The sequence below is a fragment of the Gemmatimonadaceae bacterium genome (assembly GCA_020852815.1).
Lineage (GTDB): Bacteria > Gemmatimonadota > Gemmatimonadetes > Gemmatimonadales > Gemmatimonadaceae > SCN-70-22.
Window position 1 is genome coordinate 114,029 of record JADZAN010000015.1, and the last position, 25,455, is coordinate 139,483.

General features: G+C 67.8%; 15 protein-coding genes. 7 read left to right on the forward strand and 8 right to left on the reverse strand.

Going from position 1 to position 25,455, the window contains the following annotated elements:
• Positions 1-120: 120 nt before the first annotated feature.
• The 5 genes from IT359_08575 to IT359_08595 form a co-directional block, all read right to left on the reverse strand.
• Positions 121-1,959, reverse strand: a complete 1,839-nt coding sequence (locus IT359_08575; GenBank protein MCC6929027.1) for a DUF885 domain-containing protein — start codon at positions 1,957-1,959, stop codon at positions 121-123.
• A complete protein-coding gene (locus IT359_08580) occupies positions 1,960-3,228 on the reverse strand; it encodes an aminotransferase class V-fold PLP-dependent enzyme (GenBank protein ID MCC6929028.1) in 1,269 nt (422 codons plus the stop codon).
• 172 nt (positions 3,229-3,400) lie between these two features.
• Complete coding sequence (locus tag IT359_08585; protein MCC6929029.1) at positions 3,401-5,035, reverse strand: AMP-binding protein; 1,635 nt, start codon at positions 5,033-5,035, stop codon at positions 3,401-3,403.
• 119 nt (positions 5,036-5,154) lie between these two features.
• Complete coding sequence (locus IT359_08590) at positions 5,155-6,837, reverse strand: amidohydrolase (protein MCC6929030.1); 1,683 nt, start codon at positions 6,835-6,837, stop codon at positions 5,155-5,157.
• A 180-nt stretch (positions 6,838-7,017) separates the two neighbouring features.
• Positions 7,018-7,806 carry a hypothetical protein gene (locus tag IT359_08595; GenBank protein ID MCC6929031.1) on the reverse strand — a complete coding sequence of 263 codons (789 nt, stop codon included), beginning with the start codon at positions 7,804-7,806 and terminating at the stop codon, positions 7,018-7,020.
• Positions 7,807-8,194: 388 nt separating this feature from the next.
• Between IT359_08595 and IT359_08600 the strand changes: the two genes are divergently transcribed.
• A complete protein-coding gene (locus IT359_08600; GenBank protein ID MCC6929032.1) occupies positions 8,195-10,732 on the forward strand; it encodes a hypothetical protein in 2,538 nt (845 codons plus the stop codon).
• Between the two features lie 130 nt (positions 10,733-10,862).
• A complete protein-coding gene (locus IT359_08605) occupies positions 10,863-11,258 on the forward strand; it encodes a group II truncated hemoglobin (protein ID MCC6929033.1) in 396 nt (131 codons plus the stop codon).
• On the opposite strand, the gene IT359_08610 is transcribed toward IT359_08605, so the two are convergent.
• Entirely contained in the window at positions 11,255-12,127 is an 873-nt protein-coding gene (locus IT359_08610; protein MCC6929034.1) for a hypothetical protein, read from the reverse strand. The genes IT359_08605 and IT359_08610 overlap by 4 nt on opposite strands.
• Before the next feature lie 272 nt (positions 12,128-12,399).
• Here IT359_08610 and IT359_08615 point away from each other — a divergent pair, with 272 nt between their 5' ends.
• The 5 genes from IT359_08615 (at position 12,400) to IT359_08635 (ending at position 21,676) form a co-directional block, all read left to right on the forward strand.
• A complete protein-coding gene (locus tag IT359_08615) occupies positions 12,400-15,177 on the forward strand; it encodes a TonB-dependent receptor (protein MCC6929035.1) in 2,778 nt (925 codons plus the stop codon).
• An 80-nt stretch (positions 15,178-15,257) separates the two neighbouring features.
• Positions 15,258-16,619 (forward strand): amino acid permease, encoded by a 1,362-nt coding sequence (locus IT359_08620; protein ID MCC6929036.1) that lies wholly within the window; start codon positions 15,258-15,260, stop codon positions 16,617-16,619.
• Positions 16,620-16,889: 270 nt separating this feature from the next.
• Positions 16,890-18,050: a hypothetical protein gene (locus IT359_08625; protein MCC6929037.1), complete on the forward strand. Its 1,161-nt coding sequence runs from the start codon at positions 16,890-16,892 to the stop codon at positions 18,048-18,050.
• Positions 18,051-18,185: 135 nt separating this feature from the next.
• Positions 18,186-19,994 (forward strand): carbohydrate-binding domain-containing protein, encoded by a 1,809-nt coding sequence (locus IT359_08630; GenBank protein MCC6929038.1) that lies wholly within the window; start codon positions 18,186-18,188, stop codon positions 19,992-19,994.
• 134 nt (positions 19,995-20,128) lie between these two features.
• Positions 20,129-21,676 (forward strand): M20/M25/M40 family metallo-hydrolase, encoded by a 1,548-nt coding sequence (locus IT359_08635; protein ID MCC6929039.1) that lies wholly within the window; start codon positions 20,129-20,131, stop codon positions 21,674-21,676.
• 837 nt (positions 21,677-22,513) lie between these two features.
• Here IT359_08635 and IT359_08640 read toward each other — a convergent pair.
• Positions 22,514-24,544 carry a glycoside hydrolase family 127 protein gene (locus tag IT359_08640; GenBank protein ID MCC6929040.1) on the reverse strand — a complete coding sequence of 677 codons (2,031 nt, stop codon included), beginning with the start codon at positions 24,542-24,544 and terminating at the stop codon, positions 22,514-22,516.
• Between the two features lie 436 nt (positions 24,545-24,980).
• Positions 24,981-25,124, reverse strand: coding sequence for a hypothetical protein (locus IT359_08645; protein ID MCC6929041.1), 144 nt, complete (start codon positions 25,122-25,124; stop codon positions 24,981-24,983).
• Positions 25,125-25,455 lie beyond the last annotated feature (331 nt).

The window sequence follows — 25,455 nt, forward strand, 5'->3', positions numbered from 1 at the left end:
CGTACGCCGTGGGGGGAGGGGCGTCATTCTACCACCAGCGCGCCGCTGCGGCCAGTGAGGGCGCGGCGAGTGACACTACGCCCCGTGAGGGTGCGGCCGTCGACGCGGCGGCCACCCCTTCTAGCGAATCACCGGGCGCGTGTCTCCCGGGAGCAGCAGCTGGCGGTGCGCCCACCAGGGCGCGATCCCGTCCTTCATCACGCGCTCGTGAAAGTCGCGCAGGTTGAAGTCACGTCCCTCGCTCTCCCGCACGTCCTCGCGCAACGTCAGCAGCGCCCGCTTTCCCAGGAAGTAGCCCCCGTTGGTGGGGTCGTAGGCCACGCGCGACGCCTCCTGCATGGCCGCCGGACCGGGAACGTGCGCATTCTCCTCGAAGAACCGCGCCCCCCGTTCGATGCTCCACCCGTTGGCGTGCACATTGACGCTCACGATCAGGCGGCAGATGCGCGTCATCGACTCCGACAGCTGCGCCATTGCATAACGAGGATCGTCGGCGCGGAACCCCTGCTCCACCACCAGGTGCTCGGCGTAGTGCGCCCATCCGTCCTGACCACTCGATGGCTGCGGGAACGGGTTCAACCCGATCCAGATGCGACGGATCTTGCCCGGCGTCTGCCGCATGAACATCGCATGGACGAAGTGTCCCGGCATCGCCTCGTGCGCCGACGTGATGGTGAGCGACGGATAGTTGAAGCGCTCGAGCCATTTGTCCTGCCGCTCGGCCGGCCACGATGGGTTGGCATCGGTGACGTAATAGATCGACCTGACCGGCGTCGTCTCCAGCGGCGGCGAGGCGTGCATCGACGCCAGCCCGATGTCGAACGGCTTGGAGGGCTCGACCATCACGCGGTCGGCGGTCGGGAGGCGCACCAGATCACGCGTCGTCACGAACTGCTGCAACTCGTCGACGACGCGCCGCGCTGCGTCGACCAGCTCGCCGCGCCGGGGATGGTCGCGCAGCACGTCACCCCACACCGCCATGGCCTCCCGCGTCGAATCGACGGCGCGCGCTTTCTCCACGAAGAGCGCCTGCTCGGCCATGAGTTCGCGCTGGGCGATGGCGAGCATCGTGTCGGCCGGGACGTCGATCAGCTCCTCGGCGCGGTAGCGCGCCTCCACGTAGTCTCGCCCTAACGCCACGGTGCCGGTGGCGCGCGGGAGGATGGTCCGTTGATACTCGGCGATGAAGGCATCGATCGCCTCGCGCGCCTGGCGCGACTCCACCATCATCGCGTTCCACGTCTCGCCGCGCGGGGCATCGAGTGCCATCCCCAGGTCCTTCTCCAACATCCCGCTCGCCCCGCGGAACATCGCCAGCCCACGCTCGGCGAGGATGTGCGGCGGGTTGCGAAGGTTGGCGCGTGCCGCGGCAAGGAGCGCGGGCACTTGCCGCAGCTTGGCCGTCACGCGCCGCATGCGCGCCTCGCTCGGGGCGCTCTCCATCGTCATCAGGTTGTGCACACCGTCGGCCAGCGCCGAGGCATAGACCATCGGGTTGCGCTGCCAGCTGCGCGCCACGTCGAGGTCCAGCACCCATCCGTCGATGACCCCACCCAGGATGCGGTGGTCCACGCGCTCGTCAGGCGTGAGCGAATCGACGGAGATGCGCGCCAGGCGCGCCTTCATCTCCCGGAACCAGGAGAGCTGGCGCGCGATGTTCGCTGCGGTGAAATCCTCCAGCCGGTCGTCGTGCTGGTGAATCCCGTTCCCCGCCGCGATGGAGGGATAGAAGGCCGACCATCCGTCGAGATACTCGTCGACGAGCGCCACGAAGTCGCGCGACGCCTTGGTCGAGGTGCCGTAGCCCGCGCTGCCATTCGCGCCGGAGCCGCCGTTGGCATCGCTGGCGCCGGTCGTTTCACGCCCGCTCCTCGTCCCCTCCCCGCGTCCACATCCCCCACAGGCCAGTGCGGCCGCCATTGTCACGGCCAGCACTCCCGCCCGTAGCGTTGTTCGCATCTAGAGTCCCTTCGTGGCCACGAGTTCGATGGCCTTCGCGAATGCGTCGATCTCGGCCACCGTCGTGTAGACGTTTGGCGTTACGCGAATGCACGAGAACTCGTTGGGGACGATCCGCGCCCGCACGTGGATGCGATGTCTGGTCATGAGGTGGTCCACGAGCTGGGGGCCGCTGACGCCGTCGATGCTCATCGCGCCTAACGCGCACGACTGCGCGTCGTCGTCGGGCGTGAGGAGCCGGACCTTGGGAAACTGCGCCACGTGACGCGTCCACCGGCGCCGCAGGAAGCGGAGGCGCGCCGCCTTCCGCTCCGCGCCGATCGCCTCGTGGAAGTCGAGCGCCTCGGTGATCGGGTTGCGGATGTGCACGGGGAACGTCCCGATCGCCTCGAACTTGCGGATGTTGTCCTCCATCTCGGCGCTCGCGGCGAAGAGCGGCCAGATCGACTTGATCTTCGACCGGCGCACATAGAGGAAACCGGTTCCCACCGGCGCCGAGAGCCACTTGTGCAGCGAGGTGCCGAAGTAGTCGCAGTCCAGGTCATCGCGCGTGAAGGGGAACTGCGCGAAGGCGTGCCCGCCATCCACCACGACCTCGATTCCCCGCGCGCGCGCCATGCGACAGATACGCTGCACGGGGGCGATCTGCCCAGTCGTGAAGTAGACGTGCGAGACGTGGAGGACCTTCGTGCGCGGCGTGATGGCTCCCTCGAAGCGCCGCACCAAGTCGTCCGGATCGGTGGCCGGCACGGGGAACGAGAAGAGCTTGAGGACGATCCCGTCGCGCCGCTCGCGCTGGCGCCACGCCGTGTGCATCGACGGGTAGTCCTGCGTGGTGGTGATCACCTCGTCGCCGCGCGACAGCGGCATCCCGAGCTGCACCGCCTCCAGCGCCTCGGTCGTGTTGCGGGTGACGGCCAACTCCTCGGCGTCACAGCCGAAGCGCGCCGCGAGCCGGCGCCGCACCACCTCGAACTCCGGATAGAGCATCTCGTCCACGTAGTGCGACGGGCTCATGTTCGTGAGCGTGAGGTAGTCGAGCTGTGCGCGCTGCACCGAACGCGGCGACGGGGCCACCGAGCCGTTGTTCAGGTTGATGTTGTTGCGGTCGACGGTGAACGCCTGTTGCACCTGGAACCAGAAATCCTCGTCATCGGCAAGGTCGGCCGCGGGGCGCGACGGCTGGTAGGCGGCGAGGCGCTCGAGCCGCGCGGGGTCGAGCGTCGCGAGTGCGGCGCCGACGGAGGCGAGGAAGGTTCGGCGAAGCATACCCTACCGGAGAAGACGAGAGGCCTGCCCCAGCGAAGGCTGGGGACGAGAGGACGAGAGGACGAGAAGATGGAGCGAAGCGAACACCCCAGCGAATGCTGGGACCGAGAGGTGTTCCCCAGCGAAAGCTGGGGTCCACGTCATTTGCCCTTCGCGACCGAGCGCGTGACCATCATGCCGTCGCCACGTTTGCTGCGGCGTCCAGCCCCAGCTCCGCCACCGCCACCTCGCGCATCTTGTACTTCTGCACCTTGCCCGACACGGTCATCGGGTAGGCGTCGACAAACTTGATGTAGCGGGGAACCTTGTACGACGAAATCTGTCCCTTGCAGAAGTTCGTGATGTCGTCTGCCGTTGGCGTCGCCCCGGCCTTGGCGATGATCCACGCCATCACCTCCTCGCCGTAGCGCTCGCTGGGGACGCCGATCACCTGCGCGTCCTGCACCAGCGGATGCGTGTACAGGAATTCCTCGATCTCGCGCGGATAGATGTTCTCGCCGCCGCGAATGATCATGTCCTTGATGCGCCCCACGATGTTCACGTAGCCATCGTCGTCCATCGTCGCCAGGTCGCCGGTGTGCATCCAGCCGCCCGTGTCGATCGCCGCGTGCGTGGCATGCGCGTCGTTCCAGTAGCCGATCATCACCGAGTAGCCGCGCGTGCACAGCTCACCCTTGGTCCCGCGCGGCACCGCGCGCCCGGTCTCCGGATCGACGACTTTCACCTCCACGTGCGGATGCACGCGCCCCACGGTGCTCACGCGCTTCTCCAGCGGATCGTCGGTCGCGCTCTGCGTCGACACGGGTGAGGTCTCCGTCATCCCGTAGCAGATCGTCACCTCCGTCATGTGCATCTCGGACTCCACGCGCTTCATCACCTCCACCGGGCACGGCGACCCCGCCATGATCCCCGTGCGCAACGACGAGAGGTCGAACGTGACGAAGTCGGGAAGCGCCAGCTCGGCGATGAACATGCTGGGCACGCCATAGAGCGACGTGCAGCGCTCCTCCTGCACCGTCTCCAGCGCCAGCGTCGGGTCGAACGCTTCACCCGGCACCACCATGCACGCCCCGTGCGTGATGGCCGCCAGGTTGGCCATCACCATCCCGAAGCAGTGATAGAACGGGACGGGGATGCAGATGCGATCCTCGTGCGTGTAGTGCAGCGCCTGCCCGACGAAGTAGCCGTTGTTGAGGATGTTGTGGTGCGAGAGCGTGGCCCCCTTGGGAAAGCCCGTCGTCCCCGAGGTGTACTGGATGTTGATGGGATCGTCGAACTGGAGCGAATCCTCGCGCTCGGCCAGCGCCGCCTCGCTCACGTCGACGCCGTGCTCGAGGAAGGCGTCCCACTCCCCATCCAGGATCACGCGCTGCTGCATCTGCGGACAGTTGGGCTGCACCGCATCGACCATCTCGGCGTAGTGCGAGGTGCGAAAGTGACGCGCCAGGAAGAGGAGCTTGGTCCCCGACTGCGTGAGCGCGTACTCCAGCTCCGCCGTCTTGTACGCCGGATTGATGTTCACGAGGATCGCGCCCACGCGCGCCGTGGCGAACTGGACCACGATCCACTCCCAGCGGTTCGGCGACCAGATCCCCACGCGGTCGCCCTGCTGGATCCCCGCCGCCATCAGCGAGCGCGCCAGCGCCGTCGTTGCATCCCAGAGCTGGCGATACGTGGCGCGATACCATTGCCCGCGCACCACCAGCGCCTCGCGATCGCCGAACCGCTCCACCGCACGCCTGAGCGCGGCGCCGATCGTCTCGCCGAGGAGCGGTGTGGTTGATGTCCCGTGGACGTACGACAGCACGTGCGCGCTCCAGGTCGGCTGGTGGCTACCTCAGGTACGCTACACTCGATCCGGGGGGCGTCCAGTGCGTCACGGCACCGGTCGATGCACGTGATACACCCCGTTCGCCATCCCTTCCATTACAAGTCGCTCCCTGCCGAGCGATACACCACTCGCCCGTTGAACATCGTCAGCAGGCAGCGCATCTCCTTGAGGTCGGCGACGGGCACGGCGTAGGGGTTGCGATCCCACACGGCGAGGTCGGCGTACTTCCCCACCTCCACCGAACCGATCTTTTGCTCGAGGAACATCTGCCGAGCGGCCCAGATGGTGACCGAACGCAGCGCCGTGCGCACATCCACCGACTCGGCGCGCCCGAACGGGTCGCCCCAGCTGCCTAACAACGTCTGGCGCGCCACCGAGCTCCAGATGCCGTACCGCGCGGCGTACGGCGTCACACCGAAGTCCGAGCCGTTGGCCCAGCGAATCCCCCGGGCGTTGAACGTGGCGAACGGGTTGAGTCGCCGCGATCTCGCGGTGCCGAAGTTGGCCGCGTAGGTGTCGCCCAGCCACCAGGCAAAGGTCGCCGACGGTTCCGGAAAGCCGGCGTCGTAGTCGCGTTGCAGCTGTGCCATCAGCGCGATGGCATGATCGCTCGGGATGTTCGCATGGATGATCCCGTGCCGCAGCCCCGTGGTCGGCTTCGCCTTGAGCGCCTCGACGAACGAGTCCATCGTCCAATCGATGCCGCGATCGCCGATGGAGTGGACGCTCACGTGGAAGCCGGCGTCGTGATACATCCTGATCAGGAGGCGCACGGTGTCGGGATTGCTCGCCGGGTAGCCGCGGTTCCCCGTGTCGGTGTCGGTGTACCCCTTGTTCCAGTCGTCGTACAGCCACGCCGTCCGCGCCCCGCCACTCCCGTCGATGTAGAGCTTTACCCCGCCGGCGATGACCTGGTCGTCGCCGGTCGTTTCGTAGGGGCGTGTCATGGCCGCGCGCTCGGCGATCAGTCGCCGCGCCCCCTCCACCGAGCGCCCCCCCTGCCAGAGGGCGAAGATGCGGACCGGGAGGTCGCCTGCGCGTTGCACCCGGCGGTAAGCCTCCCACGTTGCCGCGGAGATCCCGGGGTCCTTCGCCCCGGTCATCCCCTCGGCGTTGAATCCCTTGGCCAGGTCGCGCAGGCTCTGGTCGAGCTGGGCCGCCGTGCGCGGCGGGATGAGGCGCCGCACCAGTCCCTGCGCCGACTCCTTGAGGACCCCCGTCGGCGTCCCGTCCGGGAAGCGGTCGATAGTCCCGTTAGGCGGGTCGGCGGTGGCCTTCGTGATTCCCGCCAGCCGCAACGCGACGCTGTTGGCCACGCCGTAGTGACCGGTCGTCTGCGTGAGGTAGACCGGGTTGTCCGGCGAGACCGCATCCAGGTCGCGCGCCGTCACGTAGCGATGCTCGACGAGCTTCCCCTCGTCCCACCCATGCCCTTCCACCCAGCCGTTGCGCCCCGCCTTCGCCACCTGGGCCCCCACCCTGGCCACGACCTCGGCGATGGACTTCGCACCGGGATAGGAGAGATCGAGCCGCTCGGCGTAGCCGCCGCTGAAGTGCGCATGCGCGTCCAGGAGCCCCGGCGTCACGGTGCGCCCGCGCAGGTCGATGCGCTCGGTCGCGGGCCCCGCCAGGATCTCCACCTCCGCGTTGCTCCCCACCGCCACGATCCGGCTGCCGCGAATGGCGACCGCCTGCGCCACGCGATCGTTGGCGTCGACGGTGAGCACCGTCCCGTTCACGAGGATGATGTCGGCGCGCGCTGGCTGCTGCGCGTGCATGGGGCGGTGAGCCAGGACCAGGCCGCCGATCGCCGCGACGGCGCGGATCCTCGAGGTCAGGCGATGCATGATGACGGAGGAGGCAAGAGGCAGGAGGGGCGCGACCTGGTGGCCGCGCCCCTCGCCAAACTCCGCCGCCGCCCTGGTGTTGTCGAGGGGGCGGGCGGGGTGTGCCGCGCGCTAGAAGACGAGCGAGAACGAGACCGGGATTGCCGACACGCTCTTGAAGAACGTCTTGCTGCCATCGACCGGGATCTGGCGCAGCCGGGCCTCGAGCCCGCCGCCTAACGGGCCGAGCTTGAAGCGAATCCCCGCGCCCGCGTTGTACGCCCACTCCACGCCGTCCAGCGCCTCGCCCACGGTGGTCACGTCGGTGCGGAACGAGACGGCGCCAATCCCGCCAATGAGATACGGCTGGAACCCGCGCGGGCCGAGGGGGAGTTCGAGGTTGGCAAAGGTCCCCAGCAATGAGGAGATCGCCCCGTCGCCCAGCTTGTTGAGGTCGGGGAGCTTGGGGGCGGCCAGCGCCTGCGCCTGCAGCTGGCGGGTAGCGCCGCGCGCTGCTCCCGGCTGCACCGACGCATACGCCACCGGCTGCCGCGCCAGCGATGCCGCCAGTGCGCGCACCTTCTCCTCGATCACGCTAAAGCGCATGTAGGCCAGCTCCGGGCGCAAGCGGAGCTTCTGGTGAAGGACGGCGACGATGACCGAGCCGCTCGCCTGTACCCCCAGGTCGTGATAGGTGGAGAAACCGCCCGTCGGGACCGAGGCGCCGCCCGAGAGGACCAATCGCACGCGACGCGGCCCGTTAGGCTGCGCCGACGGCGACGGTGGCGACACGGCCTGTGCTGCCAGCGAACTGGCGAGCGTGGTTACGGCAACCGTGATCGCGGCGACGGCTGCAACGAAGCGCCCCGCCGCCGTCCATCCCCTCCACGCCGCCCGGACCGCCGTACGTGCCGCTTCCATCCGCGCCGTTGTCTCTCCGCTCGCCGTTGCGACACCTGATGTCCGCATACGCCTCACCTCGCACCGTTGCACGCGACGGCTGTCCGGGGGGCGCCTCCCAAGGCGAGGGCGCGGTCGCACAGGCAGGCCGGCGTGGAGCGCCAATATGCACGCCAGCTGGCGGCGTGCGCGAGCCTCTCGTACTGGCCAACGACCGCTCGTCGCGCCCCGGGATGCCCGTGCGCCGGCGTCTCGCTGCGGCCAGTTGCAGCGCGACAATGTGCCAACGCGAAGCTGAGGTCGCCTGAGGGGGCACAGGGGCGGCGGCGCATGCGCACCGATTTGCTGGCGCGGATTTTTCAGAGTGGGGAGCGACTCGCGGCTCCCCCCACTCCCACCGCCTCGCCACATGTCCGGCCACACCCTCCCAGCGCGTCGAGCGCTCGCGCGCCTTCGTTGTGCGATCGCCCCGCTCTGCCTCGCGATCGTCGCTGCCTGCGGCGGCGACGGTGGCTCGACCTCACCGCCACCCACCCCCCAGGGCTTCGCCGTCGCGCTCTCGGCCAACTCGCTCTCCATCGAACAGGGGGCATCGGGGAGCATCACGGCAACGGTCACGCGTACCGGCGGCTTCACCGGCGCTGTCGACGTGAGCGCCGAGGGGCTCCCCAGCGGCGTCACGGCTACGCTGACACCATCGAGCATTGGCAGCGGCACGACGACCGGCTCGCTCGCCGTGAGCGTTGCGACGTCGGTCGCCCCCGGCAGCTACAACTTCACCATCCGCGCCAAGGCGACCGGGCTGAGCGACCAGACCTTCACCGCATCGCTCAGCGTGACCGCCAAGCCGGTCATCACCGTGGCGCTTGCTCCGGCCACGGCTTCCATTGCACAGGGCGGGAGCGGCTCGTTCAAGGCGACCATCGCGCGCACCAACTTCACGGGTAGTGTTGCCGTCGCCGTCACCGGCGCCCCAACCGGCGTCACGACGACCGTCACGCAGTCGGCCGACACCTTCGCCGTTGCCGTCGCCGTCAGCCTCAACACGCCTCAGGGGAACTACCCGCTCACCGTCACCGCCTCGGGGAGTGGCGTCTCCAACGCAACGGCCACCTACACGCTCGCTGTCGTCGCGCGCCCGGCGAGCATCGCCCTCGCAGTGTCGGGTTCGACCACCCTCACCACCTCGGCGGGAGGGGCCAACGTCTCGGCGACCATCATCATCAATCGCACCGAGTACCTGGGTGACGTCACGCTCGCCGTTGCGGGGACGCTCCCCAACGGCGTGTCGGCGACCTTTGCTCCGTCGCCCACCTCCGGCAACTCCATCACGGCGACCTTCTCCACCACGGCACAGACGGTGGCCGCGACCTATCCCATCACGCTCAAGGGGTCGGGGACAGGGATCACCGATGCCACCGTGGCAATCACGCTCGTCGTGAACCCGGTGGCGTCCATCTCGTCCATCACGCTGAGCCGCACCACGCTCTCCATCGCGCAGGGTGGAACCGACGCCACGAGCGTGAGCATCGTGCGCAGCAACTTCGCGGGGGCGGTCACCTTCGCCGTGAGCGGGCTCCCGAACGGCGTCACCGCCGATTTCGGCGTCAATCCCACTGGGGGAAACGGCGCCACGCTCACGTTCAGTGTGCCGGCAGGCGCAACGCCGGGAAGTTCGGTCGTGACCGTCACCGCCTCGGGGGCGGGGATCGCCACGGTCTCGGCGCAGCTCACGCTCACCATCACGCCGGGCGGCCAGACCGGGAACGCCACGTTCCAGTTCTGCGGCAGCGCGAGCAACACGCCGCTCTGGTTCGCGGCGCAGACGGGTTCCACATGGCAGCAGATCCTCCCGTCGTCACCCAACGCGTACTCGATCACCGTCGGGAACAGCGCTGGTGTGGCGTGGGTGACGCAGGACGACGCGACCACGACGACCCTGCACATCTTCTATGGCACGCAGTCCGAGCTTGCGGAGCGCGCAGCGACTCAGTGCGTGTCGCCCAGCGGGAAGACGGTGACCGGATCGGTGGCGGGGCTCGCGATCACGGACGCCGCCACGGTCAGCTTCGGGGGGCAGAGCGCGGCATCGCTCACCTCGTTCGCCCCGAATTTCACGCTGTCCAACATTCCCGACGGAGTGCACGACCTGGTCGCCGCCCGCTTGCAACTGCCGGGGATGCAGGCCGACCGTATCATCATCCAGCGCGGACTCAACCCGGCCAACAACTCATCGTTGGGAACGCTGAACTTTGCCGGCGCTTCGGCTATCACCACCGTGCCGCGCACCGTGAACGTGCAGGGGGTGGCCGGTGGCGAGTCGGTCACCGCCTTCGCCGCCCTCAGGACCGCGAACGGGACGAGCGCGACAGTCGGCATGGCGCTTCCCGGCGCCTCGACCACGCCGCAGGTGAACGTCGTCCCCGCCGCGTCACTCGTGACCGGTGACCTGCACACCTTCACCGCCATGGCGGGGATCGTGGCCAGCAGCGTCATGACCATGGGGCGTGTCGTGACGCACCTGACGTCGAGCGCGGCGAACCCCACGCTGGCGTTAGGCCCGGACCTCAACGCGCCGACCGTCTCCACCTTCGGCTTGCAGGGAGGCGTGATCCGCGTGCGGACCGCGTTCCCCATCCAGGCGCAGTACAACTCCCTTTGGGTCCTGGGCTACGCACAGAGTTCGGGCGGTGCCAATCGCAACGTCGAAGTGGTGGTGAGTGGTGCCTACCAGAACCTCGTGAACGGGGCGTCGTTCGGGAACAACATGCCCGACTTCTCCATCGTCCCGGGGTGGCAGTCTGCGTGGGGGCTGCAGAACAACGTCCTGATCTCGTGGTCGGTGTACGGCTTCGGCTGGTCGCTGGGGAGTGGCCTGTCGCAACCCATCCTCGACGGCACCACCATCCTCGGTGCGTTCAAGACGGGGAGTTACACCCCGCCCTGATCCGCCCCAGGCCCCTCCTCGTTCCAGGCGACCAGCGCCCAGGGCGCGCGGTGCGCGTTAGGCACCGCGCGCCCCTGGTGGCTGGCGCGTCAGGCACCGCGCGGCGGCGACAGACGCTAACATTCGTCGCATGACGACACCGCCGGTTTTCCCGTACGAGCAACTGGGGGGGGAGGAAGGGATCCGTCGCCTGGTCGATCGCTTCTACGACCTCATGGATTCGTCGCCCGAGGCGGCGAACGTGCGCGCGCTCCACGCGGCGAGCCTCAAGCGCTCGCGCGAGAAGCTCTTCATGTACCTCACGGGATGGACCGGCGGGCCGCCGCTATACGAGGAACAGTTCGGCCATCCGCGCCTGCGCATTCGGCACATGCCGTTCGCGATTGGCGAGCGCGAGCGTGACGAATGGCTCTGGTGCATGGAGACGGCGCTCGACGAGCACCCCATGCCCGACGAGCTGCGTGAGTTCCTGCGCGGCAAGATCCGCCACCTGGCCGACTTCATGCGCAACCAGGGCGACGCCTAACGAAACAGCGGAACGCGCTCCAGGAAGCGCTCGTCGCCAATGGCGGCGCAGAAGGCGGTGAGCGCCGCGCGGTCGGCGCCGCGCCACCGCAGGTCGTCGAGCGACTCAGCGAGCGGGACGTCGGTGCGAAGCGTGGCCAGCGTGCGATAGAGCCTCGCCTCCGTGCGATGCGTGCGAAGCTGCTCGGCGAGCGCGGCCGCTCCCCTAACCGTCACTCCCCACGCCCCCTCGGCGTCCGGGATGTCGTCCAGGGTTCGGTAGTGCGCGAGCACGACCGCCGCCGATTTCGCCCCCCACCGCGGAATACCGGGGATGCCGTCGGCGCTGTCGCCCACCAGGGCGAGGAAGTCAGGGATCGACGATGGCGGGATGCCGAACTTCTCCACGACCCCGGCCTCATCCGTGACCTTGCGCCGGATGCGGTCGAGCGCCACCACGCGCGCACCGTGCACGCACTGCATGAGGTCCTTGTCGGGGGAGCAGATCACGACCTGCTCCACGCCCGGCGCTTCGCTCCAGCGGGCCGCCGCGGTGGCAATCGCATCATCGGCCTCGAATTCCACCATGGGCCAGGTGACGAGCCCAAGGGCGCGCGTGGCCGACTCGGCGAGCGGGAACTGCGCCAGCAGCTCGGGTGGGAGCCCCTCTCCCGTCTTGTAGTCCGGGAAGAGTCGGTTGCGGAACGACTCGATGACGTGGTCGAAGGCCACGCCCACGTGCGTGACCCCGGGCTCCCGGAGGAGGACGAGGAGGGAGCGCAGGAGGGCGCGCGTGGCGCCGACTTCGCGACCGTCAGGTGCAAGTACCGACGGGGCGCCAAAATGGGCGCGGAACAGTTCGAAGGTGCCGTCGACGAGGTGCAGGCGCATGCGTGGGCGGGAAACGGAGCGGCTTCCGTCGGTCCCCCCAAGGTAAGCGCAGCCGGAGGGACATTGGCGCCGGGCGTCGGCGCACACAAGCGGTCGCAGCAAGACGGTACAAAGATGACGCGCATCCACGCGCGCCGATACCCAACGGTCAGACCAGAGACCGGACGCGGAGTGCACCTGTTGCGAATGCCCGGACGTCTGCAAGTTCTGGCCGTGCCCGGATGTGTCGCGCTGTGTCCTGTTTCGAATCACCAGACACCGTGGGGGACGTAATGCGAGGAACGCTCATTCGCGTAGCGGGGACCGTGGGAGCAATGCTGTTGGTCGCCGCCGCGTCATCGACGCCGGTTGCCGCACAGACAGGAACGATCCAGGGCAGGGTCACCGATAGCACCGGTGCGGTGATCGTCGGCGCGATGTTCACGGTCGATGGCAGCGGGGCCCGCGGCACATCAACGGCCCGCGGCCGCTACGCGTTAGGCGGCGTCCCCGCCGGTCGGCGCACCATGCGCGTGCGCGCGCTCGGCTTCTCTCCCGAGTCCATCGCCGTCAACGTCGCCGCCTCGCAGGTCACCGAGATCGACGTCATCCTCACCCGCTCGGCGTACCAGCTTGCGCCGGTCCAGACACTCGTCGGCTCGCGCGCCAAGCACACCGCCGCCGAGGAGCTGGCCGTGCCGGTCGACGTCTACACGGTGGAGGAACTCAAGCGCACCGGCTCCACCGAGACGACGCAGATCCTCGCCAACCTGTCGCCCTCGGTGAACTTCCCCACGCAACCGGTGACAGATGCCACCGAAGTGGTGCGCCCCTTCACGCTGCGTGGCCTCTCGCCCGACCATTCGCTGGTGATGATCAACGGGATGCGCCGCCACCAGACGGCGCTCCTCAACGTCTTCTCCAACGGTTCCGCGCCGGGCTCGAGCGGCGTCGACCTCAATGCCTTCCCGTCCAGCGCCATCGAGCGTATCGAGGTGCTGCGCGACGGCGCCTCGACGCAGTACGGTTCCGACGCCATCGCCGGCGTCGTCAACCTCGTCCTCAGGGAAGGGCAGTTCTCCCCCTTCATCAACACGTCGTTCGGGCAGAACCGCCCCGGCGATCCCTATCCCAACGACGGTTTCACCTCCGACGTGAACGGCGGTGTGGGTTTCAAGCTGGGACGTGGTTCGCTGTCGCTCTTTGGGCAGTACATGAAGCGCGACAAGGCCAACCGCGCCTGCCCCGATGGGTCGTTCCCCGACCTCAACGGGAACAGCGACCTGGTGCAGGACTGTCGCGTGGTGCAGAAGCGCGCCGCCGTGGCCCAGCCTAACGTGAACTGGGGGCTCGGCCTCGAGCGCGACATCCACACCTTCGCCAACCTGCGCCTCCCGCTCAACGCCAGCGGCACCACCGAGTTCTACGCCTTTGGCGGCATCTCCGATCGCGACGGCACGGGCAACGGCTTCTTCCGAAAACCGCAAAACGGGCGCAACTGGCCCGAGATCTATCCCATGGGCTTCCTCCCCGAGTTCCGCCCCGCCGTGACCGACTACTCGGCGGCCGCCGGCGTTCGCGGCGCACTCGGTGGTTGGGCCACCGACCTCGGGATGAACTACGGCTACAACGGCTTCGACTTCAACCTGCGCAACACGCTCAACTCCTCGCTCGGCCCATCGCTCTCCACTGCGACGGCGCCTGGCAAGGATGGACGACTCGGCACCGCCGACGATCCGGGGATCCCGAACCAGACGTCGTTCTACGCCGGCGCGTTGCGACGCGGCGAGTTCAACACCAACCTCAGCCTCTCCAAGTCGATCGAGATGGGGTTCCCCAACCCGGTCAACGTCGCGATCGGAGGGGCGTTCCGCTCGGAGAGCTATGAAGTCGTGGCCGGTGAGACAGCCTCGTGGATCAACGGCTATCACCTCACGAGCGACTCATCGGACATCGCCCAGGCCGGCTCGTCGGTCTTTCAGGGCTTCGGGCCGAGCGATGCGAGCAAGAACAGCCGCAACAACGTGGGGCTGTACGCCGACCTCGAAACGAACCTGACGCGGAACGTCCTCGTCAACGCCGCCGGCCGTTACGAGAACTACAGCGACTTCGGATCCAAGGCGACGGGGAAGTTTGCGCTGCGCTACCAGCCGCGAAAGGAATTCGTCTGGCGCGCCGCCGCCAGCACCGGCTTCCGCGCGCCGGGGCTCGCGCAGAGCTGGTACTCGCACACCACGACCGCCATCCAGAACGGCGTCCTCATCGAGATCGGCAACTTCCCGGTGACAAACAAGGCGTCGCGTGTCTTCGGCGCCAAGCCGCTCACACCCGAGACGTCGATCAACCTCAGTACCGGCATCGCGTGGTCGCCGACCAACGCCTTCAACGTCACCGTCGACCTGTACCACATCAGCATTGCCGACCGCATCCTCCTGGGCGCCACGTACGACGGCACCTCGGATCCCGTCGTGGCCAGGATCCTTGCCGACTCCGGCCTGACGACGATTGCCGGCGTGCAGTTCCCGACCAACGCACTCGACACCAAGACCGACGGCGTGGACGTGGCGGCGAACTATCGCACGGTGGTCGGGAGCGGGACGCTCGACTTCGCGCTCTCCTTCAACTTCACGAAGAACAAGGTCACGCGCATCGATCCGCTCCCGAAGATCCTGCAGGGGACCAACACGATCTACACCGACGCACTCGACCCGGTCACCGTCAACTCGATCGAGAAGGCGCGCCCTGATCGTCGTTCGTCGTTCACCACGAACTACAACCTCGGGCGCTTCCATGCGATGGGGCGCGTGCAGGACTACGGCAAGTTCGTGGACGGGAGCCTGGATGGCCTCGAGACCTTCGGCGCCAAGCAGCTCTTCGACGCGGAGATCGGCTACCGCTACGACGCCATCAACGTCTCTGTCGGGTCGCGCAACATCTTCAACACCTTCCCCGACCAGGTGAAGGTGGAGGCGAACACGAACAACGGGACGTTCATCTATCCCGCTGCGTCTCCCTTCGGCTTCAACGGGCGCTTCATCTACGTGCGCACCGAGATCCTGCTCACGCGGTAGCTTTTTTCGCTGCTGTTCACGCGGGGTCCGGGATCGTTCCGGACCCCGCGTCGTATCGCCCCTCGCGCCCGCCCGGCCCCGTGGTTCCTTCCTCGCCAGCCGCAACCTCCGCACCGGCCGCCACGCCCGACGACTCGCTGCGCCACTTCGGCGTAGGGGCCGCCACCGCCGTGATGGTGGGGAACATGATCGGGACCGGCGTCTTCACCGCGCTTGGCTTCCAGGCGCAGGCCCTGCACACCGGGGCAGCGCTGCTCGCGCTGTGGGCCGTGGGCGGGATCATCGCGCTGTGCGGAGCGCTCGCCTACGCCGAGTTGGGGACCATGTACCCGCACTGCGGCGGGGAGTACGTCTACCTCGCGCGCGCGTGGCACCCCATGGCCGGCTTCCTGGGCGGGTGGACGTCGATGACGGTTGGCTTTGCCGCTCCCATCGCGCTGGCCGGGATCGCCTTCGGGCGCTACCTGTCGGCGATCGTCGCCGTCCCGCCGCTCGTGGCCTCGCTGGTAGTGCTGGGCGTCGTGGCGTTCGTGCACCTGGCGGGGTTGCACGCCGCCAAGCGCTTCCAGGTCCTGATCACCGTGGTGCAGCTCGTCCTCATCGGCGCATTCATCACCGCGGGATTGCGGCACCAACCGGCGGCGCCGCTCGCCATGGGGCACGAGGGGGCGGCAGTGCGCGAGATGCTCTCGGCGCCCTTCGCCGTCTCGCTCGTGTACGTCTCGTATGCTTTCACCGGATGGAACGCCGCCGGCTATATCGCCGGGGAGATCTACACGCCGCAGCGCTCCATTCCGCGTGCCGTCGTCCTCGCGACGGCGATCGTCACCGTGCTGTATCTCCTCCTCAACTGGTCGTTCCTCCGCACCGTCCCCCTCGCCGACGTCGCAGGCAAGGTCGAGGTCGGGGCGCTCTCGGCGCACGCGATGTTCGGGCGCACGGGGACCGTCGTGATGAGCGCCATCATCGCCACGGTGCTCATCGCGACCATCAGTGCCCTGGTGCTTGGCGGGTCGCGCGTGACGTACGCCGTCATGGCCGACCTCCCCCGCTGGCGATGGTTGGGGAAACGCGCGGCCAACGGCGTTCCGCGCAACGCCATCCTCCTGCAGGTCGTGCTGATCCTCGTCCTGCTCCTCACCAACTCGTTCGAGCAAGTGATGCTGTACGCGGGGTTCACGCTCAACCTCTCCACGTTGCTCACCATCCTGGGCATGCTGCGGCTCCGCGTCACGCAGCCGCAGGCGCCGCGCCCATATCGGGCGTGGGGTTTCCCCGTCACGACCTTTGTCTACATCGCGCTCTCGCTGTGGACGCTCGGGACGCTGTTGCGCGAGCGCCCGCTGGAGTCGATCAGCGGGTTGGGGACGCTGGTGATCGGGATCGGGGTGTGGTGGGTGGCGCATCGGCCGGTGGCGACAACCGGTGTCGGCGCACGTTAGGCGCCTCCCATGCACTGGGCGCCGTCGGGGCTCGCCCCTCGCTCGACGACACGCCCCAGTCGAGTCGTCACTACCAGGAAAGGTGCGCTGCGCGTGCAGCCTTTCGCGCGGTCACGCAGCGATGAAAGCGGAGAACATCGCGCAAACTGAAGGGATATCGCCGATGCGTATACGAGCCGCACGGCGCAGTGTATGATGTCCCGCGCGTGACGACCGTGTGGTTCGTCCCGGGACCTTCAAGGCCGAGTGTTTCTCGGCAGGGAGGGCGACATGCGCCCATTACGATTCTTGTTCCTGACGATGGCGGTCGCGACCGCCTGTAGCGACCCGGTCACCAGTACGTCGAGCGCGATACTCACCGAATCGGGAGTCGCCTCCGCGACGTCGGCCGCCGATCGCGACGCGCCACACTACACCCCCCAACTACTTCCGCAGCTCCGGGGCGCACGATGGTCTGCGGCGTTCGCCATCAACGCGGCGGGCGTGGCGGCGGGGGTGTCATCCATTCCAGTCGAGGTACGCTTTCCCGGGCAGGGCGGAGCATTCGCCTGCCAGGTCACGGTCGCGACGATCTTTCGCGCCTACGACGCCCAATCGCTGCACACCGATTTGCAGCAGGCGATGGGCGTCTGGTCTCCGTGCGAGCTCTCGAGCATCGCCATGGACATCAACGACCGCGATGAAGTCGTCGGTGTTGCGTGGCAGCCCGGTGTTTGGGGGAGCGACCGCGGCTTCCTGTGGAAGAAGGCGTCTGGCGTGAAGCTCCATCACGCCGTTGGCCCGACGATCATTTCCGCGCTCAACAATGGTGGCGTGACCGTCGGCTACTTTGACCGCGACGGCTCCAACGTTCCCGACCTGACCTACTGGTGGCCCAACGGCGGCGGCACGCCTCCCACGCTCCCCTTCCGGCGCGTGATGTGGGGATGGGACATCAACAACGACGGCGTGACCTCGGGGTGCTGGAACTATTTCGCGTTCAAGCTCGACCTCACTGGACGCTTCACGACGAATGAGGAGCATTGCACCGCCGCGCGCGGGCTGCTGACGCTGTACGATGGTCGCGTCCCGAAGTCCGGCGGCATCAATGGAGCGGGCGTGGCGGTGTACACCAATGCCACGCCGGCGCCCGTGATGTGGGGCGCCGGGACCGGCAAGGGAGTGCCCGTGGGGTGGAGCCCCGGAGCAGCAACGGGCATCAGTGACCGGAATCGCGTCGTCGGGTGGCGCATCGCGCAGGCGGCGCCGTTGCATCTGGCGATGACGCGCTCGGCCGGCGGTCGCATCCTCACGCTCCCCGGCATCCCCGCAACCGCATCCACCGAGGCGTATGCCGTCAATCGGTGCGGCCACGTGGTGGGCGCGACGTTCGACGACAGCAACCTCGCACACGCAATCCTCTGGAAGCAGTCGCGCTGCGACGTGCCGTAAGTTCCGCGCCGCCTCGCGGCGGTCTCCCGTCAGGGTACACTGCGCGTGCCGTGTCCTCCTCGGTGACGCATCACCTGATCACCGAACGACCAGCACGCGCACGTCGTGCGCGGGAGACAAACCGTGAATTGCACCGTGCTGCACACCTTGAAGTACTCGGCCGTCCTGGCGGCCGTGGCGCTGGCCGCCGCCTGCGGCGGCTCCGACGCCGTTACCGGGTCCGATGACGACTCCAGCGGTACCAACAACTCCTCGTCGTCGGTCGCCGTGTCGGCGCTCTCCTGCAGCGAGAGCGGCGTCAATGCCAACCCGTTCACCGTCGCCAGGGCGCTCGCCTCGTATGCGGGGCATCACGAGCTTGCGTCTGACTACACATGGAATAGCGCCGACGAAGCCACCATCACGCTGAATGGCACCAGCGCCACCACGAACAGCACCGCCGTCACCATCAGTGGCACCACCGTGACGGTGAAGGCGCAAGGGACATATCGCGTGAGCGGGACGCTCGCCGACGGACAACTCCTCGTCACCTCGAAGGACACCGGCGTCGTGCGCCTCATCCTCGACGGCGCCGCGATCAGCAACAGTGGCGATGCCCCGCTCTTCGTCACCAAGGCCGCCAAGGCCGTCATCATCCTCGCCGACAACAGCGTGAACACGCTCACCGACGGCACCACCTACCCGGCCAATGCGGACCAGAACGCCGCGCTCTTCAGCAAGGCCAACCTCTCCATTGGCGGGAATGGCGCCCTCGTCGTGAATGCGCGCTTCAACGACGGGATCACCGGCAAGGACGGCCTCGTCATCAACAGCGGGAAGATCACCGTCACGTCGGTCGACGATGCCGTTCGCGGCAAGGACTATCTCATCGTGCGCAATGGAACGTTCACCCTCACCGCCGGCGGCGATGGCCTCAAGTCGGATCAAGAGGACGACGCCACGCTCGGCTACGTTCTCGTCAACAACGGCACCTTCGGCGTTACCTCGACGGGCGACGGCATCCAGGCGCAGACGGCCGCGCTCGTGACCGGCGGCACCTTCACCTTCAAGAACGGCGGCGGCAGCAACGTCGTCATCGCCGACTCGCTCTCCGCCAAGGGCGTGAAGGGCGACTCGCTCGTCGTGATCGATGGCGGAACGATCACGATTGATGCAGCTGACGATGGCTTGCACACCAACAGGTCGATGGTGGTGAACGGTGGGTCGGTCACCATTGCCACGGGCGACGATGGCGTGCACGCCGACCTCGACCTCACCATCAACGGCGGCAACATCAACGTCACCAGGAGCTACGAAGGCGTGGAGAACTCGCTCGCCGACATGGTGATCAACGGCGGGACCATTCGTGTGGTGTCGAGTGACGATGGCGTGAACCTAGCCGGCGCCGGCGACACGCAGCCCGGCGGTGTGGGCGGCGGAGCGAGCGCTTACACGCTGCGCATCAACGGCGGCCGCATCACCGTCTTTGCCAGCGGCGACGGGATCGACGCCAACGGTTCGATTGTCATGAGCGGCGGCTGCGCCATCGTGCACGGCCCAACGAGCAACAACAACGCCCCCGTGGATTACGACGGCTCCTTCCAGATGACCGGTGGCTTCCTGGTCGCCGCCGGCAGCTCGGGAATGGCGCAGGCCCCGGGCACGTCGTCGACGCAGGCCGCAGTGCTCCTCACCCTCGGCACCACACGCGCCGCCGGAACGGTGGTGCACATCCAGTCGTCGACGGGTGAGTCGGTGCTCGACTTCGCGCCGAGCAAGGCATTCCAGTCGATCGCACTCTCCACCCCCAAGCTCGCGACGGGGAAGAGCTACTCGCTCTACTTCGGCGGCACCGAGTCGGGGACGGCAACCGACGGCAGCTATGAGAGCGGGACCTACACGCCGCCCAGCTCGACGGCCAGCACCTTCACCCTTTCATCGATCGTGAGCCGGCTCACCTTCTGATGCCCGCGCGCTGAGCTGTCGGGCAATCGCGAGTGGCGCACCGCGCCAGCACGCCGCACATTCGAAGCGGCGATTGCTGGCGCAGTGTCGTTCGTGGCCCAGCGATCCAACTCGCAACCAACAGGAGAGTCCCGGTGGACCAGAATCGCACTGCACCCGATCAGCTTCCCATCGGCGACGTGAGCCGCCGCGACTTTCTGCAGGGGACCGTGGCCAGCGCCGCGCTCTTCGCCATTGGCGACACGCATCGCTTCGCTTTCCTCGAAACGCAGCAGGACGCCGTCCTCGCGCAGATCACCGCGCAGCACGACGCCACGGTGAAGATGATGCGCGACTGGATCGCGCTCCCGTCGATCGCCGCCGAGAACCTCAACTATCCGCAGGGGCCGGAGTACATGGCCAAGCTCGCGCGTGAGTCCGGCTTCGATCACGTCGAGGTGATTCCCACCGCCGGCAAGGGGGGCGTCTTTGCCACGCTCGACAGCGGCGCCAAGACCACGCTCGCCGTCTACATGATGTACGACGTGAAGCAGTTCGATCCCAAGGAGTGGACGTCGCCGCCGCTCGAGGGGCGCCTTGTCGACCGCCCGGGGCTCGGCAAGGTGATGGTTGGGCGTGGCGCGACCAACACCAAAGGTCCGCAGACCGCCTTCCTCGCCGCAATGAAGGCATTCAAGGGAGCCGGGAAGAAGCTCCCGGTGAACATCGTCCTCGTCGCCGAGGGTGAAGAGGAGATCGGTTCGCCCAACTTCCGCGAGATCGTCTTCAAGCCGCATGTGGAGGCAGCGCTGCGCAAGTGCGTGGGGATCATCATCCCGTTAGGCACGCAGTCGCCGGATGGCGAGGTGGAAATCAACCTCGGCGCCAAGGGGATCGTCGAGCTCGAGTTGGTGTCGACCGGTGAGAAGTGGGGGCGCGGCCCCAAGCTCGACGTGCATTCCAGCTACGAGGCGCAGATCGACTCGCCGGCGTGGCACCTGGTGCAGGCGCTCAACACGCTGGTGAAGGCCGACGGACACACGCCGGCGGTGGCGGGCTTCTTCGACAAGGTCAAGCCGCTCACGCCGGCGCAGGTGAGGATCATCGACCAGGCGATCCCGCGCAAGAACGAGGCGCTCACCAAGAAGGCACTCGGCGTCGAGCGCTGGTTCGCCGACGAGCCGTGGCGCCAGTCGCTCATCCGCCTCGTCTCGCAACCGACGATCAACATCGAAGGGCTTGTCGGCGGCTACACTGGTCCCGGTGGCAAGACGATTCTCCCGCACCGCGCGGTGGCCAAGATCGACATGCGCCTCGTGCCAGACATGACGGCCAAGGGGACGCTCGAGTTGCTCAAGGCGCATTTGAAGAGCCGAGGATTTGGCGACATCGAGGTGAACATGACCGGCGGCTACGACCCCACGGAAACGCCGGCCGACTCGAAGCTGGTGGCGGCGATGCAGAGCGCGTACAAGAAGCTGGGGACCGAGCCGACGCTCTGGCCGCGGCTGGCGGGGTCGTGGCCCGGGGTGACGTTCACCGGCGCGCCGTTGCATCTGCCGGCAGGGCAGTACGGAATGGGGATCGGGAGCGGAGCGCATGCGCCTGACGAGTGGTACCTCATCGACTCGACCAACCCCAAGGTGGCGGGGATCGACGGGGCGGTGCGGTCGTATGTGGAGTTGTTCTATGCGTTGGCGTAGGGGGCGGGCGCAGCCGTCGTGGCGTACGCGCCCGTCGTGGCGCGCGCCCCCGTCGTGGCGCGCGCCCCCGTCGTGGCGTGCGCGCCCGTCGTGGCGTGCGCGCCCGTCGTGGGGCGCACGCCCCACATCCCAGCGCGCCCCCTTCCCAGCGAAAGCTGGGATCCATTTGTCCTCGCGTCGCACGCGAACGGTCGCTCCCGGGCGAGTCAGCTCGGCCTCACACGAAGCCACGAACCAGTTGCTACGTGACCTAGGCAACTTCCAAGTCGTGCCGTAGGCCCTCACTCTCTGCCCCTCCCATGCTATCAGTGCTCTTGTTTCGCGCAGCGGGGATCAGGCGATTCTGGCTAACTATCGTTTGCCTTTCCATCGGCGCATGCGCTGACACTGAGTGTGTTTCCGGCGTCGGAGCGCCGGGCGTGCTGCTTACAGTTCGCGACTCGTTGACCGATGCGGGGCTCGACTCTGTTTCAACCGTCACGGTCGTCCGGCTGACAAATCGGCTTGCCCCTGGTCAACCGGACTCAGCCCGCGGCCCCCTCGTTTCGGGGTCCAATGCGCCACGTGGCCCGCTGTCCATCACTGACGATCATCCCGCACGATATCGTATCCTTGTCGAAGTGCCGCTATACGCTGCATGGGAGGCCAACGTTGAGGTGGAACGATCTTGCCCCTCCGTGCGCACCGTATCGTTAGTCGCCCGCATGAAGGCAGCCAGCTAGCCGTCGGCAGCTCGCGCAACCCTTCCCGAGGAAATTCGGCCTGGGCGGAATAGGTGTGCTCACCACCTCCGGCGCGCGCCCCTCTCGCATCTGCGTGTCTTTGCGCATGGCTCGACTACTGCACCCGAGGGAACTCCGTCACCCTGATGTTCGTGCATCCATACGGGATGAGCGTCACCTCTTCTTCCGGCTCGTTCGTCGGCGCGCGCCTCGGATCGGCCCAGGTGTTGTCTACCGGGGAGATCTCTCCTGCCCAGCCGTTCTCCAGTCCCCACCGCGGGATGCGACGCGCGCGCACCGTCGCCGACATCCCGGCACCGTCAGGAGCAAACGGGCGCTCACCCACCGGATGCTCGGCGAATCGCACGCTCTCCGCCGGCTTGTCCGGGTCCACGATCAACCCGTAGTTCCACGGTGTGGCCGGACGCACCTCGAAGTCGCCGTGCGGAAGCTCACGGTGCGGCTTGTCGGCGTTCACGCGGGTCCACTCCTCGCCGAGCTTGAGCGAGTAGACCAACGGGCCGCGCTCGACGGCGACGGCGCCGTTGTAGCGGGTGGTGATCTTCGGCGCCATCGGGAGGCGCACGTCCAGCGTCGTGATGCCACTCCACTCGCGAGTTAGGCGATACACGCTCCCGGCGCGCGCGCGCATCGGCTCCCCCATCCCCACCTGCACGGTCGCCCCCTCGGCCCACGCCGGGATGCGCAACGCCAACGGAAAGCGCGTTGCGCGCTCCGTCGTTAGGGTGATGCGCACCGACTCACGGAACGGATAGTCGGTGTCGACGACGACCTTCACCGGCGTCCCCTTGAGCGTCGTCTGTACCGTGCACGGCGCCCACGCCATCGCCGCCAACCCCTCGTCTGGCGTCGTCATCCAGAGATGCTGCGCGAACTTGGGCCACCCCTGGTGCATGTTGGCGGTGCAGCAGCCGAAGTTGGGCTCCAGGCCATAGAGATTCGACTCGGGACCGTTCGTCGACCAGCCGTGCTGCGCATTGACGGTGCATTGCACCTGGTTCACCTGCTGCACGTACTGGTGCGACCACATGTCGGGGGCAAAGGTCGCGGGGAGTGCGTTATAGGCGAGGCGCTCCAACCGATCGGCGAAGGCGCCATCGCCGAACGTGCTGGTGAGGATCTCCAGCGAGTACATGTACTCCACCACGGCGCACAGCTCACTCCCCTGCAGCGGATTCTTCCCCGACAGGCACTCGTCGCCGCTGAACATCCCCGTCACCTGCCCGTGGTATCGATCGAGGATCTCGATCATCTCGCTGGCAAAGGCACGGTCGGCGGGGCGCTGGTCAAGCCGCCAGCTCAGCGCCGCCGCCTTGGTCGCCATCCCCATGTTCACCACGTGCTTGGTCCACTTCCACAGCCCGCGCCGTGGCGTGGGGACGCGCACGTCGTCGGTCGCCATCAGCGCCGCAAAGTCGACCCCCTGCGCGCGCAGCGTGCGTGCGTAGTCGAGGAGCCACGCCTCACCCGTCTTCTCATACGTATAGAATGCAGGGACGACTCCCTCGTACCAGCGAAAGCGCCCCCAGTCGAAGAGCGGACGCGCCGGCAGCGCCTCATGCATCGCCTTCATGCTGCGCATCGCGGCGCGCAGCGCACGATCATCGCCGGTGGCTTCGTGATGCAGCGTGAGGACCTTGTTGGCGAGGAGGATCGCCCACGGATCGTAGCGCTTTTCGTTGGCGTCGAGCGGATACGGCGCGTACCACCCGTCGGCGCGCTGGTGCGTCACGATGTGGTCAACGTGCTTCGCGATGCGCGCCGAGAGGGCGGTGTCGTTGACGAGCCTTGCGAGGGGGATCGCTCCGTCGAGCCAGTACGGCGCGCGCTCCCACCCTTCCGCCTCCCCGCCGAACCACTGCGACTCGGCGACGTCGGGCCAGAACTCGTCGAGGTGCCCCGTGAGGCCGTCGGCCTGGAGCTGCAGCTGCCGGGCGAGCCAGCCGTGCGGGCGCACGGCGCCTAACGGCAGCGGGGAGAAGGCGGGGGCGGCGAGCGCCATCGGCGTCACGTTCGATGGTTGAGGGACGGCCACCTGCGCGAGCGCGTCGACGGGGAGCGAGGCACCGGCGATTGCGCCGGCGGCGACACGGGTCAGGAAGTCGCGGCGGTCGAGATCGGACATCGTCTTGGGAGGCTCGTTTGGCGGTGTGGCTGGAACGTACGCGTGGCGGTTCGGGGGGGCGAGGCTTGGCTCGGCGTGGGGTGAGCAAGGGCGCTCTCACACGAAGGCACGAATGCACCAAGATGATCGTGTGATGGGCGGGCCCGGTGTGCGCGTGAAGAACTGCCGGCTCGCGCGAAGACGCGCAGAGGAGTACGGTGCGCTCTGCACGTTGCGGCGCGCGCCAATCACCGCCCAGTGCGCCAATCACCGCTCAGTGCGCCAATCACCGCCCAGTACGCCAGTCGCCGCGCAGCGCGCCAGTCGGCGCGCAGCGCGCCAGTCGGCGCCCATCGCGCCAATCACCACCCAGCGCGCCAGTCGCCGCGCAGTGCGCCAGTCGCCGCGCAGTGCGCCAGTCGGCGCCCAGTGCGCCAATCACCGCCCAGTGCGCCAATCACCGCCCAGTACGCCAGTCGCCGCCCAGCGCGCCAATCGCGCCAATCGCCGCCCAGCGCCAGTCGCCGCCCAGCGCGCCAGTCGCCGCCCAGCGCGCCAGTCGGCGCCCAGCGCGCCAATCACCACCCAGCGCGCCAATCACCGCCCATCGCGCCAATCACCGCCCAGCGCGCCAATCACCGCCCAGCGCGCAACTCGCCGAGCAGCGCGCGGAGTCGTCGCACAACACGCCACGTCATCGCATCGCGCACCCACCGCCCCGGCGCACACCGCACTTCCCAGCGAAAGCTGGGATCCATTTGTCCGCGCGTCGCACGCGAGCGGTGGCTTCCATGGGAGAAACTTCGGACGTACGCGATGCCTGTCCCGGCGAAGGCTGGGAACGCGACGGCGCCAACGAGAAAGTGGTCGGGCGTCGCGTGGCGTGACGCGTGGGCGGTGGGCAGGCTCGACAGGGGTTTGGATTGTCTTGA

Excerpts from the sequence above, each read along its gene's own strand:
- IT359_08575 (MCC6929027.1), bottom strand. The coding sequence starts at position 1,959 with ATGCGAACAACGCTACGGGCGGGAGTGCTGGCCGTGACAATGGCGGCC.
- IT359_08580 (MCC6929028.1), bottom strand. The coding sequence starts at position 3,228 with ATGCTTCGCCGAACCTTCCTCGCCTCCGTCGGCGCCGCACTCGCGACG.
- IT359_08590 (MCC6929030.1), bottom strand. The coding sequence starts at position 6,837 with ATGCACGCGCAGCAGCCAGCGCGCGCCGACATCATCCTCGTGAACGGG.
- IT359_08595 (MCC6929031.1), bottom strand. The coding sequence starts at position 7,806 with ATGGAAGCGGCACGTACGGCGGTCCGGGCGGCGTGGAGGGGATGGACG.
- IT359_08600 (MCC6929032.1), top strand. The coding sequence starts at position 8,195 with ATGTCCGGCCACACCCTCCCAGCGCGTCGAGCGCTCGCGCGCCTTCGT.
- IT359_08605 (MCC6929033.1), top strand. The coding sequence starts at position 10,863 with ATGACGACACCGCCGGTTTTCCCGTACGAGCAACTGGGGGGGGAGGAA.
- IT359_08610 (MCC6929034.1), bottom strand. The coding sequence starts at position 12,127 with ATGCGCCTGCACCTCGTCGACGGCACCTTCGAACTGTTCCGCGCCCAT.
- IT359_08615 (MCC6929035.1), top strand. The coding sequence starts at position 12,400 with ATGCGAGGAACGCTCATTCGCGTAGCGGGGACCGTGGGAGCAATGCTG.
- IT359_08625 (MCC6929037.1), top strand. The coding sequence starts at position 16,890 with ATGCGCCCATTACGATTCTTGTTCCTGACGATGGCGGTCGCGACCGCC.
- IT359_08640 (MCC6929040.1), bottom strand. The coding sequence starts at position 24,544 with ATGTCCGATCTCGACCGCCGCGACTTCCTGACCCGTGTCGCCGCCGGC.